The sequence below is a fragment of the Pseudoalteromonas sp. SS15 genome (assembly GCF_049257195.1).
GTDB lineage: Bacteria > Pseudomonadota > Gammaproteobacteria > Enterobacterales > Alteromonadaceae > Pseudoalteromonas.
On record NZ_JBMMUD010000011.1, the window covers coordinates 99,854 to 113,403 of the forward strand.

15 protein-coding genes are annotated in these 13,550 nt (G+C 43.7%); 8 read left to right on the forward strand and 7 right to left on the reverse strand.

Annotated features, from left to right (window positions below):
• Positions 1 to 6: 6 nt before the first annotated feature.
• The 4 genes from trkA to def are packed head-to-tail and all read right to left on the reverse strand — an operon-like array spanning position 7 to position 4,159.
• Positions 7 to 1,383, reverse strand: a complete 1,377-nt coding sequence (gene trkA, locus AAEU28_RS19085; protein WP_058028293.1) for a Trk system potassium transporter TrkA — start codon at positions 1,381 to 1,383, stop codon at positions 7 to 9.
• Positions 1,384 to 1,394: 11 nt separating this feature from the next.
• Entirely contained in the window at positions 1,395 to 2,678 is a 1,284-nt protein-coding gene (gene rsmB / locus AAEU28_RS19090; RefSeq protein WP_421965517.1) for a 16S rRNA (cytosine(967)-C(5))-methyltransferase RsmB, read from the reverse strand.
• The gene (gene fmt / locus AAEU28_RS19095; protein ID WP_421965518.1) at positions 2,678 to 3,622 is read right to left on the reverse strand and encodes a methionyl-tRNA formyltransferase; all 945 of its coding nucleotides are present in this window, start codon (positions 3,620 to 3,622) and stop codon (positions 2,678 to 2,680) included. Before fmt ends, rsmB begins: the two co-directional genes overlap by 1 nt.
• A gap of 27 nt (positions 3,623 to 3,649) precedes the next feature.
• Positions 3,650 to 4,159, reverse strand: a complete 510-nt coding sequence (gene def, locus AAEU28_RS19100) for a peptide deformylase (protein ID WP_421965519.1) — start codon at positions 4,157 to 4,159, stop codon at positions 3,650 to 3,652.
• 118 nt (positions 4,160 to 4,277) lie between these two features.
• Here def and AAEU28_RS19105 point away from each other — a divergent pair, with 118 nt between their 5' ends.
• From AAEU28_RS19105 to hemF, 6 genes are all read left to right on the forward strand, one after another.
• On the forward strand, positions 4,278 to 5,399 hold the full coding sequence (locus AAEU28_RS19105) for a LysM peptidoglycan-binding domain-containing protein (RefSeq protein WP_421965520.1): 1,122 nt from the start codon (positions 4,278 to 4,280) through the stop codon (positions 5,397 to 5,399).
• Positions 5,400 to 5,439: 40 nt separating this feature from the next.
• A complete protein-coding gene (gene dprA, locus AAEU28_RS19110; RefSeq protein ID WP_421965521.1) occupies positions 5,440 to 6,537 on the forward strand; it encodes a DNA-processing protein DprA in 1,098 nt (365 codons plus the stop codon).
• Between the two features lie 2 nt (positions 6,538 to 6,539).
• Positions 6,540 to 7,013 (forward strand): DUF494 family protein, encoded by a 474-nt coding sequence (locus AAEU28_RS19115; RefSeq protein WP_058028302.1) that lies wholly within the window; start codon positions 6,540 to 6,542, stop codon positions 7,011 to 7,013.
• Between the two features lie 89 nt (positions 7,014 to 7,102).
• A complete protein-coding gene (locus AAEU28_RS19120; protein WP_421965522.1) occupies positions 7,103 to 7,669 on the forward strand; it encodes a topoisomerase DNA-binding C4 zinc finger domain-containing protein in 567 nt (188 codons plus the stop codon).
• The gene (locus AAEU28_RS19125; RefSeq protein WP_421965523.1) at positions 7,669 to 8,238 is read left to right on the forward strand and encodes an L-threonylcarbamoyladenylate synthase; all 570 of its coding nucleotides are present in this window, start codon (positions 7,669 to 7,671) and stop codon (positions 8,236 to 8,238) included. Before AAEU28_RS19120 ends, AAEU28_RS19125 begins: the two co-directional genes overlap by 1 nt.
• 2 nt (positions 8,239 to 8,240) lie before the next feature.
• A complete protein-coding gene (gene hemF, locus AAEU28_RS19130) occupies positions 8,241 to 9,155 on the forward strand; it encodes an oxygen-dependent coproporphyrinogen oxidase (protein WP_421965524.1) in 915 nt (304 codons plus the stop codon).
• Positions 9,156 to 9,228: 73 nt separating this feature from the next.
• Here the strand turns inward: hemF and AAEU28_RS19135 are convergent, their stop codons facing one another.
• Positions 9,229 to 10,839, reverse strand: coding sequence for a methyl-accepting chemotaxis protein (locus AAEU28_RS19135; protein ID WP_421965525.1), 1,611 nt, complete (start codon positions 10,837 to 10,839; stop codon positions 9,229 to 9,231).
• Between the two features lie 100 nt (positions 10,840 to 10,939).
• Entirely contained in the window at positions 10,940 to 11,398 is a 459-nt protein-coding gene (locus tag AAEU28_RS19140; RefSeq protein ID WP_058028310.1) for a group II truncated hemoglobin, read from the reverse strand.
• A gap of 23 nt (positions 11,399 to 11,421) precedes the next feature.
• Between AAEU28_RS19140 and aroE the strand changes: the two genes are divergently transcribed.
• Positions 11,422 to 12,240 carry a shikimate dehydrogenase gene (gene aroE / locus AAEU28_RS19145; RefSeq protein WP_421965526.1) on the forward strand — a complete coding sequence of 273 codons (819 nt, stop codon included), beginning with the start codon at positions 11,422 to 11,424 and terminating at the stop codon, positions 12,238 to 12,240.
• Position 12,241: 1 nt separating this feature from the next.
• Entirely contained in the window at positions 12,242 to 12,481 is a 240-nt protein-coding gene (locus AAEU28_RS19150) for a DUF1488 family protein (RefSeq protein WP_404392476.1), read from the forward strand.
• Here the strand turns inward: AAEU28_RS19150 and AAEU28_RS19155 are convergent.
• Positions 12,464 to 13,006, reverse strand: coding sequence for a gamma carbonic anhydrase family protein (locus tag AAEU28_RS19155; RefSeq protein ID WP_421965527.1), 543 nt, complete (start codon positions 13,004 to 13,006; stop codon positions 12,464 to 12,466). The two genes, AAEU28_RS19150 and AAEU28_RS19155, sit on opposite strands and share 18 nt — an antisense overlap.
• Between the last annotated feature and the right edge of the window lie 544 nt (positions 13,007 to 13,550).

Here is a 13,550-nt window from a genome sequence, read left to right on the forward strand (position 1 = left end):
CTGAATCTATACGAATAGCGCGCTTACTTGGAATAGCTTTTCGACTACACCAATTTGCTTTTTATCGATTAAGAACATGATGACATGGTCGCCAGACATAATCACAGTGTCATCATGGGCAATCAGCACCTCATCGTTACGCACAATGGCACCAATGGTTGTACCGACAGGTAGCTTAATATCGCTGATGGCACGGCCCACTACTTTTGAAGTATTTTCATCACCGTGTGCAACCGCTTCTATGGCCTCTGCTGCCCCTTTACGTAATGAATATACGTTGACGATATCTCCACGACGAACATGGGTGAGTAGTGCAGATATGGTTGCTTGTTGAGGCGAGATAGCAATATCAATCTCACCACCTTGGACCAAATCAACATAAGCACCACGTTGGATCAGTACCATGGTTTTCTGTGCGCCCATACGTTTTGCCAACATGGCAGCCATAATATTGGCTTCATCATCATTGGTCACCGCGATGAACACGTCAACTTGTTCAATATGCTCTTCAGAAAGCAGTTCTTGATCTGAAGCGTCACCACAGAACACCACGGTATTGTCGAGCATTTCTGAAAGCTCAGTGGCGCGTGCTTGATTACGTTCGATCAGTTTCACGCTGTGGTTTTTCTCAAGCGAGCGCGCAAGACCCGCACCGATATTACCCCCACCGGCAATCATGATCTTTTTATAAGATTGCTCCAGCTTTTGCAGCTCATTCATTACCGCACGAATGTGTTTGGTTGCGGCAAGGAAGAAGATTTCATCATCAGCTTCAATGACCGTGGTACCCAGAGGCTTAATGGCTTTACCTTGGCGGTAAATCGCCGCAACGCGTGTATCAACGTTTGGAATATGCTCTTTCAGTGCTGACAGCGCATAGCCCACTAGCAGACCACCGTAATACGCTTTTACAGCAACCAGTGACAGCATGCCATCACCAAACTGTAGTACTTGCAATGCGCCGGGGTAATCAATCAAGCGACGAATGTATTTGGTCACCAACTGCTCTGGCGCAATGTAGTGGTCTACGGGTAAGTCGTCGTTATGGAATAACTTCTCACGATACTTCAAATATTGCTCAGAGCGGATCCGAGCAATTTTTGTTGGTGTATTGAAGATACTGTAGGCGACCTGACAAGCAACCATGTTAACTTCATCCGAACTGGTCACCGCGATGATCATATCGGCATCTTCGGCACCCGCTTGGCGAAGAACATCAGGGTGTGCGCTGTGACCCGCAACCCCTTGCAAGTCATATTTATCTTGAAGCTCTCGTAAACGATCACCGTCGATATCAACAACGGTGATTTCGTTTTGTTCACCCACAAGGTTTTCTGCTAGGGTGCCGCCAACTTGTCCGGCGCCTAAAATGATGATCTTCATAGTGTGATTAATTACTTTTTAATTATTTTTGCGTAATAAAAGCCATCGGTTAAACCAGGTAACAACTGTAAGCCGGGTGCTTCAGGTGTGTCACTCTCATGAAGAGGCTGGTGAATGGCGTCGCTATTGTCAGCTAAAAACTGTGCGACTTGCTGTTTGTTTTCTTTTGGTAGTACTGAGCAAGTTGCATACAGTAACGTACCACCAGACTTTAACAGTGGCCAAATGTTTTTCAGGATCTGGCCTTGCTGCTCGGCAAGATCGTCAATGTCAGTTTTTCTTCGAAGCCATTTAATGTCAGGGTGGCGACGAATTACACCCGTCGCTGAACAGGGCACATCGAGCAAGATGCGATCGTATTGCTGACCGTCCCACCAGGTATCTGGCTGACTCGCATCGGCATGAATACAATTTGCTTCAAGGCCAATACGATCAAGATTTTGCTCAACGCGAAGTAAGCGGTCACTGTCGGCATCTAATGCGTCAACGTTTGCCTTGGCAAGCTCTAAAATATGGCAGGTTTTACCACCAGGCGCCGCACACGCATCTAATATACGTTCGTTATCTTGTGGCTCAAGTAAACGTGCAGCGAGCTGGGCTGCAGCATCTTGCACCGAACTTGCACCTTGTTTAAACCCAGGTAGCTTGGCCACATCACAGGCTTTATCTAAGATGATGGCGTCTTGATATTCTGGGTAGTGCTCGGCGCGAATACCCGCTTCATCAAGTGCCTCTAAGTATTCTGCTGTGCTACCCATGTGCTGGTTAACACGCAGCCACATAGGCGCTTGTAATTGGTTTTGTTCAAGAATGTCTTGCCATTGCTCAGGGTAAGCTTCTTTAACTGCTTTAATAAACCAGCCCGGGTGGTTAAATGTTAAAACATCATTACCTTGGCTGCTTTCTTCTAAGGTCTCTTGCTGGCGTTGGAAGTTACGAAGTACTGCATTGACCAAACCTTTTAGACCACCGGCGCGCATTTGCATTAACGCATTCACAGTTTCTGCGACTGCCGCATGCTCAGGCACACGCATATGCTGTAACTGATAAATACCCACATAAAGTAAAAATTGGAAAACGCGGTTTTTACCTTTAAGCGGCTTTTCTAATAGTTGTTGGCAGTAATTTTCTAAACTTGGTAAGTAGCGTAAAACGCCATAACAAATTTGTTGTAATAGTGCTTTGTCTTTTGGCGATAAGTTTTTTGCAGCAAGCGGAAGCTGTGTATTAAGCGATTGGCCTTTATCGACAACCTGAAATAGGGTTTGCGCCGCAAGGGCGCGCACATTGGTCATTATTGACCTACCTTATTACCAGCAGCAACCCACTCAGCACGACCGTTTAAGAAGTCCTGTGCAGACATAGGTTTTTTACCTTGCGGCTGCAGTTGCGTGATACGAAGGGCATTTTCACCACATGCGATCACGATACCTTGTTTGTCTGCATGCAATACAGTGCCTGCCTCGCCACTTTGTTCAACAACATCAGCTTGCCAAATCTTCACTGTGTTTTCTTGCATTTGGGTAAAACACACTGGCCAAGGATTAAATGCACGTATGTTACGCTCTAGTTGTTCAGCATCCATTTGCCAGTCAATGTCAGCTTCTTCTTTGCTGAGCTTCTTGGCATAGTTAGCAAGGTTATCATCTTGAGGCTCTGCAACCGCAGTGCCTGCAGCCATGCTGTTTAGCGTTTCAATGAGTGCTGGTGGCCCAAGCTCGGCAAGCTTGGTATAAAGGCTCGCGCTGGTGTCTTCTGCGGTAATCGGGCAAGTTGCAATATGCAGCATATCGCCGGTATCTAAGCCTTCATCCATTTGCATAATGGTCACGCCTGTTTCGGCATCACCCGCCCACAGTGCACGCTGAATTGGCGCAGCACCACGCCAGCGTGGCAGAATAGAGCCATGCACGTTAACGCAACCAAGGCGAGGTGTGTCTAACACCACTTTAGGTAACAATAAGCCGTAAGCAACAACAACCATTACATCGGCGTTTAGGCTGGCTAACTCTTGCTGTGCTTCTTCACTTTTGAATGATTCAGGCTGGTAAACGGGTAAATCATGCTCAAGCGCTAAGGTTTTTACCTCGCTGGCTTTGAGTTTTTTACCGCGACCCGCAGGGCGGTCTGGTTGACTATACACACCAACAACTTGGTGCTCTGAATCGATAAGTGCTTGAAGGTGGCGCGCAGCAAAATCAGGCGTACCAGCGAAAACAATACGTAATGGTTGAGTCACAGAATATTCCAATGTTGTCAGGTTAAATTAAGAACGAGTCGCTAAACGCGCTTCTTTTTCAAGTTTTTTGCGAATACGCTGGCGCTTAAGTGGCGATAGGTAATCAATAAATAATTTACCCATTAGGTGATCAAGTTCGTGCTGAGTACAAATCGCCAGTAGGCCATCTGCTTCATAGGTATATTCTTCACCGTTTTCATTTAACGCTTTTACTGTGACTTGCTCTGCGCGGTCAACTTTTGCGTATGACTGAGGCACAGATAAGCAGCCTTCTTCACTGATAGTAGAGCCGTCTTTCGCGATGATCTCTGGGTTGATTAATACCAGCGGCTCATTGCCTTCTTCTGATACGTCGATCACCACAATACGTTTGTGAATATCAACTTGAGTAGCTGCTAAACCAATGCCATTTTCGTCGTACATGGTTTCAAGCATATCTTTAACGATTTGACGGATCTCGTCGTTTACTTCAGCCACAGGCTCTGCAACTGTGCGTAAACGCTCATCTGGGAATCTTAATACTTCTAACTTAGCCATGGTTACCTTTTACTATTGAGCTATATATGCATTCGTGTATGCTTTCATTTTAGCCATTCACGTTTCCCTTTTACAGGTTTTGGTTGATAATATCGAAAAATAACTCAAGGAAGCTTTGATGAAATATTCTATTGCTGCGTTAATGCTCTCTGTTGGCGCTCAATTTTCGGCCATGGCTGATGTTTTAAAGTTGAAAGCCGATGCACCACAACAGTATGTGGTGAAAAAAGGCGACACCTTGTGGGACATTTCGACCATGTATCTAAACACGCCTTGGCGTTGGCCAGAATTGTGGCAATGGAATCCGCAAATTGACGACCCTGATTTAATCTATCCCGGCGATGTTCTTGCCCTGCAATATGATGCCCAAGGTAATCCACGTTTAGTGTTAAAGAAAGGGGTAAAGAAACTTTCTCCTCGTACACGTGTTGTGGTGCAAAAAAACACCGCTATTCCGACACTACCTCTAGCCATGATAGAGCCGTTTTTGCGCTTCGACCAAGCTATTGGTGCTGATGACCTAGATGGCAAGCCGATTGTATTGGGTTCAAACCGCAACGTACTGCGTAATACTCAAGGTCAGTTGTTGTATGTAAAGGGTAATCTTAATCCATCTGCAAACTATGGTATTTACCGTCGTGGTGAGGCCTACATAGATCCTGAGAATGGTGAAACCTTAGCGTATGAGTCGCGTTTAGTGGGCACAGCTCGAGTATTATTCGGTGGTGATATTGAAGCGGGCCATCCGGCAAAAGTCGAGATTGAAACGGTTCGTCAAGAAATCAAAACCAATGATGTACTGATGCCGATTAATGTAGATCAAAGCTTTTCGGCGCAATTTAATATGACGCGTCCTACCGAAGCCATCGATGGCTCGATTATTTCAAGCGACAACCAAATGCGTGAATTTGGTTCTACTGCCATTGTGGTATTGAATCGTGGCCGTGACGACAACCTTAAAGAAGGTCATATCCTTGATATTAACAAGCAGTCACCTACAGTTATTGAAGGCGAACATGGCCCACGTTACGTTGAAGACGCCAACAAGCTAGAAAAGTTTATCACTGGCTTTAGAGAAATGTTTGGTACTGAAAACGACGAAGACAGTGTTGTGTGGACCATGCCAAAAGAAAAAGTCGGTGAGCTGATGGTATTTAAAGTTTACGATAATATTAGCTATGCGATGGTGACTCGCTCTCAACAACCAATCAGAGTGGGAGATACCATTAGCGCCAATTAAGCGAAAGCTTATACATGACAAGATACTCTAAGGAGGGAGTATGGCAACACTTTCGCAGTTACAAGGACTGATACTGTATTTAACAAAAGGGCTGGGCAGTGCAACGCTCTCAGCCATAGAAAGCAAAATAGATCTTGTTAAGTTATTTGACTTACCTTCTGATGAACTCACAGCGCTCGGCATTAAGCCCACCATCGCAGAGCAAATAGCCAATCCTGATTTAAGGCGTATAGAGCAGCTCCAGAAATTTTGTGAACAACAAAATATTCAAATTATTCATGCCGAGCATGAAGCTTATCCAAAATTACTTAAGCAAACCTGTCATGCGCCTTTAATACTTTTCTGCAAAGGTAATATTACATTACTGAATGAGCCGCAAATTGCCATTGTGGGAAGTCGTAACGCAACACCGCCTGGGTTGGAGTGTGCCTCCGAGTTCGCCTATCAATTAACGCGTTCAGGCATAACGGTCACCTCAGGCATGGCTATGGGCATCGATGGCGCGGCACATAAAGGGGCGCTCGCAGGTAACGGTAATACCGTTGCAGTGTTAGGCACAGGTGTCGATGTGGTCTATCCAAAACGACATAACTATTTATATCAGCAACTGGCTGAGCAAGGGCTGGTTATCAGTGAGTTTTTACCGGGTACGGTGGCAAATCAACACCATTTTCCAAGGCGAAACAGGATTATTTCGGGGGTGTCGCTAGGTACATTAATTGTAGAAGCAGAAATAAAAAGCGGCTCTTTAGTCACAGCCAAGTATGCGCTTGAGCAAAATAGAGAAGTATTTGCGATACCCGGTTCTATCAGAAATCCGCTGGCAGCTGGGTGTCATCACTTGATAAAACAAGGTGCAAAGTTAGTAGAAAGCGTGGCCGATATTTTAGAAGATGTGAGCTTTTTGCCAAATAACGGTCTATATAATATAGAAAGGGCAGAAAATGCCCCAATAGAAGATAGTAAGGAGAATTGCCCAGTATTGAAGAGTCTTGGTTTTGAAGCGGCCAGTGTCGACGTCATAACCCATAGGACTCAATGGCCAGTAGAGGAAGTATTAGCACGACTGCTGGATCTCGAACTCGAAGATAAAGTCGCCCGCACTGCGGAAGGCTACATAAAATTAGCGAGGGGTTAATGATGTTTGATATTTTAATGTACTTATTTGAGAACTATATCCATTCTGAATCGGATATTTTTGTTGAACAAAACGAATTAACTGACGAGCTATTACGTGCTGGTTTTAATCAAGATGAGATTTACAAAGCCTTGGATTGGCTGGAGCAATTAGCAGATTTACAACATAGCGATGAAATTCCTTACTTAAATGCGACGGCCGATAAAGCCATTCGTATTTATACCGAAGAAGAGTGCCAACTTCTGGATGTTGAAAGCCGTGGCTTTTTAATGTTTGTTGAGCAAGTTGGTGTGATTGATAGCACTACACGTGAAATGGTCATCGACCGATTAATGGCCCTTGAAAAGGCTGAGATCAGTCTAGATGATTTAAAGTGGGTGATACTAATGGTGCTCTTTAATGTGCCAGGTAAAGAGCAAGCCTATGCGCAAATGGAAGATCTGATCTTCGATGAGCCCACGGAGTACTTGCACTAGACGTACTTTTATTGATGCACAATACTTGACCCTAACTTTAGCACGGTTATATTAGGCGCAATTCAAACCGAGCTAAGTGGGTGGCATGTATGAGTAAGATTGATCATTCTTTATTTAATGCTGATAAACATGCATTAGAAAAGGAATATGAAATTTGTCCTAAATGTGGCTCTGAGCTGGTGATGAAGCACAGCAAAAATGGGCCATTTTTGGGTTGTGCCAGTTACCCTGCGTGTGACTATATTCGCTCTCTCGCCCAGCATGATAATCACGACATCAAAGTACTCGACGATTCTCCTTGCCCTGAGTGCGGTGAACCATTAGTTATTCGTAACGGTCGCTACGGTATGTTTATTGGGTGCACCGGATACCCTGCCTGCCATTTTATTGTGCATGAAGACGAACCCGAAGAAGAAGGCTTACCAAACTGCCCTAAGTGCAAAAAGGGTAAGCTCGTTGTTCGTAACAATAAATTCGGTAAACAATTTTACTCATGTGATGCCTACCCAAGTTGTAAGTACAGTTTGAATCAACACCCCGTCGATGAAACCTGCCCACAATGTGGTTGGGGGGTGATGGTTGAGAAATCTCGTGGCGATAAAGCTGTGCTACAATGCCCGCAGAAATCCTGCCAACATAAAGTAGAGAAATCATAGTGAGCCATGAACAACAAACCAGCAAGGATACGCCTGAAGCGGTATTGCGTGCTGGTGGTGTAATTTGTTATCCAACAGAAGCAGTCTATGGTCTTGGCTGTGATCCTGATAATCACAGTGCCGTGCAGCGTATTTTGGCGTTAAAGCAAAGAGCGGAAGAGAAAGGGCTAATTTTAATTGCCGATAACTTTGCTCAGCTTTTACCTTATGTTGATGAAAGCAAAATTCCAATGGATAAACGCGCTGAGATTTTTTCTTCGTGGCCGGCAGCCATTACTTGGACTCTGCCAGCTAAGGCTTCAACCCCTAAATGGTTAACCGGTGCTCATTCGACAATCGCGGTGCGCGTTAGTGCTCACCCTGTGGTGAAGCAACTTTGCCAACAGTTTGGTAAGCCGCTGGTGTCGACCAGTGCAAACATTGCAGGGCAACAACCAGAAGCGACACTAGACGAAGTAAAAGCGGTATTTAACGATCAAATCGACTTTTATGTTGAAGGAGCACTTGGTGGTGAAACCAAACCAAGTCAAATTAAAGATGCCTTTACCACACAGCTAATTAGAGAGTAAGCATGTCAAAAGTAAATTTAGAAACAGTCAAAGCCTTCTTATTACAATTACAAGACACAATTTGTGCAGGCTTAGAGCAAGCTGATGGTAAAGCGAAATTTGTTGAAGATGCGTGGGAAAGAGCGGAAGGCGGCGGTGGTCGTACACGTGTTATTCGCGATGGTGACGTAATCGAGCAGGGCGGTGTTAACTTCTCACATGTATACGGTGCGTCAATGCCTGCTTCGGCAACTGCACATCGCCCGGAGTTAGCAGGTCGCAGTTTCCATGCCTGTGGTGTGTCTTTGGTTATTCACCCTAAAAACCCACATATTCCAACGAGTCATGCCAACGTACGCTTCTTCATTGCCGAAAAAGAAGGCGAAGCACCTATTTGGTGGTTTGGCGGTGGTTTCGATTTAACACCTTTCTATCCTGTATTAGAAGACGTTAAACACTGGCACCAAGTCGCAAAAGACTTGTGTGATCCGTTTGGTGATACTGTTTATGACGACTATAAAAAGTGGTGTGACGAATATTTTTATTTAAAACACCGTGGTGAAACCCGTGGCGTAGGTGGTCTATTCTTTGATGATCTCAATGAGTGGGGGTTTGAGAAGAGCTTCGACTTCATGCAAGCGGTGGGGAATGGGTTCTTAGATGCTTACTTACCAATCATTGAAAAACGTAAAGATACGCCAACTAATGATGCGCAGCGTCAATTCCAGCTTTATCGTCGTGGTCGCTATGTTGAATTTAATCTAGTGTGGGACCGTGGTACCTTGTTTGGCTTACAAACAGGAGGTCGTACAGAGTCAATTTTAATGTCGATGCCACCATTAGCACGCTGGGAATATGACTTCACACCTGAAGCCGACTCATTAGAAGCTGACTTATATGAATCTTACTTAAAGCCAAGAGACTGGTTAAGTCTTTAACTTCAGAGCTTGAATAGCAGACCATAAAAAACGGCGCTCAATTGAGCGCCGTTTTTGTATAAAGAAGGTTTTATTAATCGACTTTAAAGCTGCGAACTTGCTCATCCAAAGAGCGCGCTAATGTCAGGAGTTCTTCACTGACTTGTTTACTGCGGTGCGCATCTTTTAAAGATTCTTCCGCGTTATCACGAATACCAATGACACTGTGATTAATTTCTTCTGCCGCTAAGTTTTGCTGTTCTGTGGCATCGGCGATCTGTACATTTAAGTCATTAATCTCATGCATCTGATTAGAAATATCTTTTAGTGCCTGTGCGACTTTTTTCACTTGCAAGGCTCTATCGTCTGCTTCTTCACAAGATGCACTCATCGCCTGAACGGTTTGCGCTGCTTCGCTTTGCAGCTTTTCAATGGTGCGCTTTATTTCATCTGTAGAGTCATGAGTACGAGTTGCCAGCGTTCTTACTTCATCGGCAACCACTGCAAAGCCTCGACCCGCTTCACCAGCTCGTGCCGCTTCGATTGCTGCGTTAAGTGCTAGCAGGTTAGTTTGCTCGGCAATGCTACTGATCACTTCAAGTACTTTACCCACTTCAAGGGTTTGGTTTTGTAATTGACTCACTTGCTCTGCGGCTTGGCGAACATCTTGCGCAAGTTGATTAATACTGGCTTCGGTGTGCTCAGCAACGGCCATACTTTCTTCAGCTAGATGATTACTTGAATCTGACTTCTCTGAGGCAAAATGTGTGGTGTTCTTAACTTCACTTGATGAACTCTCTAATTCATTAATCGCAGCGGCAACTGAATCTGTGCCTTGCTTTTGCGCCAAAATAGCTTGCTCTGTGGTATCTGCTGAGTTGTAAATACTCTCTGCCGAGCGAATAAGCACATGAGAAGAGTGGGAGACTTGCGCCATATTCTCTTTAAATGCGGTCATCATTTTATTGAAGTTCGTCGCTAATCGACCGAGCTCATCGTCAATATCATCATCAATACGCAGACTTAAATCTTTATTCTGTGTAGCAAGGCGCATGGTTCGGCCAAGGGTTTTTAGACGCACAATAAATAGTTTTCTAAATAGCACGCCTAAAATGACAAAGGCTGAGATAAAAATGGCCGACAATAACCCTGTGCTTAACCAAGTATTGCTGGTTACCGTGCTATCTATGTCTTCCAGTGAATAGCTGATGCGAACAACCCCTAATACATCGCCTTCTTTGGCCATGTGGCAACCTAAGCAGTTTGTACCTTTATAGTCACTACTGGCGATCATTGGCCGCAGGTAAGTCATAACGCGCTTGTCATCACGTTGTTCAATGACTAAGGTTTCTTTGCCTTTTAAAGCAGCCCTTTCAGGATCACTTGAAGGCGCCTGATTTGAATTACCTGGTCCATAAAGTTTATTGATTTGTTCGCTACGAATGATATGGGCGTCTTCGATGCTAGGGTGAGCACGCAGTTTTTCACTGAGTATTTCGCGGTTGGCCATAGTGCCTGTCAGCATCATGGTATTAATAGAATCAAAATAGTTATCAGCTAATAACTTGATATTCTCAGCAACGGTCTCTTGAGCAAGTTTTTGTTGCTGATCTGAGCTACTCCAAATACTGGCAATGAGTACAAGTACGCCCGTTATCGCTAAAAGTGCATAAATTTTATGTTGTATCGATTTCACAGTAATCATTCAATCTCACTCATATGTTATTCCATTATGCAGCTTTTAGAGATAAGGGGCTTGATTCAGCGCAAATGAGCCACAGCTAATTTAACAATTGATTAATAGTTTAGTCCTTATTTATCATGTGTGTAGCTAATTGCTCGAAAGATTTTCTTAGTCCCACTCTTAGTAACGGATTATCCACCTCGATTTCGAGTGCTTTATTCATGCAAAACATCCACTGATCTCTTAAGTCTTTATCTATCGAAAAAGGCATATGGCGTTTTCGCAACATAGGGTGCCCGTATTTCTCAACAAATAGGTCAGGGCCTCCTAACCAACCAGATAGAAATTCGAAAAAGACTAAGCGTATTCGGTCTAAAGGCTGTGGGTGCATGTCATATAGCGGTTTCGCGTATTCTTCTTCTGCCATTACATCGTAAAAGCGATCTGCTAAGGCTTTAACACCTGCTTCCCCACCTAAAATTTCATAAGGTGATTTTTCCACTGTAGGGGTCTCGTGCATATTACTCTCTTGTTCTTTACTTGCATCTTTGTTGAAGATGCGTTTAATTAGCTGCTTCATAAACTATTCACTGGGCTTATTTAATGGGTAAATTCGCGGTATTTGGTAATCCGATAAAACATTCTAAATCGCCACAAATCCATAGGCAATTTGCAGAGCAGTTTTCAACGCAAATAGATTATCAAGCTTTGCTGGCGCCATTAGATGAATTCGAAGCATTCACACAAGACTTTTTCACAAATAAAGCGGGCGAGGGAGCCAATGTCACCTTGCCTTTTAAAGAGCGTGCATTTGAGCTGGTGGATGAACTTACAGAAAGGGCACAGCTAGCGGGAGCTGTGAATACCATTAAGAAGTTAGATGATGGTCGATTACTTGGCGATAACACCGATGGCGCTGGGTTAGTGGCTGACTTAATTCGTAATGAATGCAAACTAGATGGCGCATCTGTTTTGCTTATAGGTGCGGGTGGTGCAGCAAGAGGGTGTATTTATCCTTTATTACAAGCTGGAGTGAAAAACATCACCATTGCGAATCGCACCAAAGAGAAAGCTGAGTTATTGGCTGAGCAGTTTTCTAGTCATGGTCATGTGAGAGGGGTTGGCTTAGACGAGGTAACTGAGTCGACTTATCAAGTGGTGATTAACTCGACATCATCGAGTGTGACTGGAGAACTTCCAAATATATCGGAGACTGTTTTTACGCAATGTCGGCTTGCTTACGATATGTTTTATAGCAATGAGCAAACTAGCTTCTTGAAATGGGTGGCGTCTATTAATACCAATACCAAGTTAGTAGATGGTATTGGTATGCTAATAGGGCAGGCTGCAGAAGCATATTATCTTTGGCAAGATGATATGCCCGAATTAACACCAGTAATAAATACATTTGCTAAGGGCTAATATGAATCAGGCAATCTTATTTAATGATGATGCGAGTTTTAATGCGACTCAGCAAAGAATAGAGTTTACTGCGATGAATTCTGGTTTAATCATTCGTTGCTGTGTTGCATTTGAAGGAGAAGAGGTAACAGCACTTGCCCACTTTGCAGAGCATCAATTTGATTATGAAATGCAAGCTGAGGCGCTTATCGAAGAAGAAAGCTACTCAGCAGAAGGGGAAGTATTACTTAGCCGAGTCTGACTCTGCTAAGTAATCATCTTTTAACTCAACATAATTGAGCGCTGATATTTTCAAGAAGGCTAACTCTGAATCAGTTAACGGACGAGCTTGTTTCACCGGGCTACCTACATATAAATAGCCTGATTCAAGTTTCTTATTAGGTGGTACTAATGCACCGCCACCGATGATGACATCATCTTCGACAATCGCATTGTCCATCACGATAGCACCCATACCCACTAATATACGGTTACCAAGCTTACAGCCATGTAGCATTACTTTATGACCAACTGTTACATCATCACCAATAATAAGTGGGTAACCATCAGGGTTGTTAGCACTCATTCGCGTTAAATGAAGTACGCTACCATCTTGTATATTAGTGCGTTCACCGATCTGTATATAGTTAACATCTCCTCGTGCTGCAACTAGAGGCCAGACGCTACTATCTTCACCAATAGTGATATCACCGACTAAAACGGCTGATTCATCAACATAGACGGATTTTTCTAATTTAGGATAGATCCCTTTATAACTTCTTATCATTTGTGCAGAGCCCCGAGTTTTATTGAGATGTTATTTATGCTTTGTAATTAGTGTAGAGTCAAAGCGAGCAATTTACCATGGCTTAAAAATAGCAGTTAATACTCAAAAGTGACCAAAATTACAGCGTTAAAGTATCAAAAACAGGCGTTTCGTTTAAAATGCACGCGAACAGTCAGTTTTTTGCATTTTTCTTTAAAAAAGGGCTTGCGTAATTTTCTGCTCTCCCTATAATGCGACCCCACTGACACGGGGCGAGACGCTGAAAAGCAAATCAAAACGATGTCGAGTCAAATAAAACTTAATCTTAAAAACTTTCTTTACGAAAAAGATTAAAATTAAGTGTTGACATAAAAAGTGAAGTCGTTATTATGGCGCTCCACTTCGCAGCAAGGCTGCGGTAACTAACCAAGGTTAGTTACACTGTTCTTTAAAAATATGAAGCAATCATCTGTGTGGGCACTCGTACAGGTTGAGTTCTAACAGCTCTTGATTCAGGAGCAAAAAATTTAGAGTCTCAAATGTAACTGAGTGACTTCATAGTCAA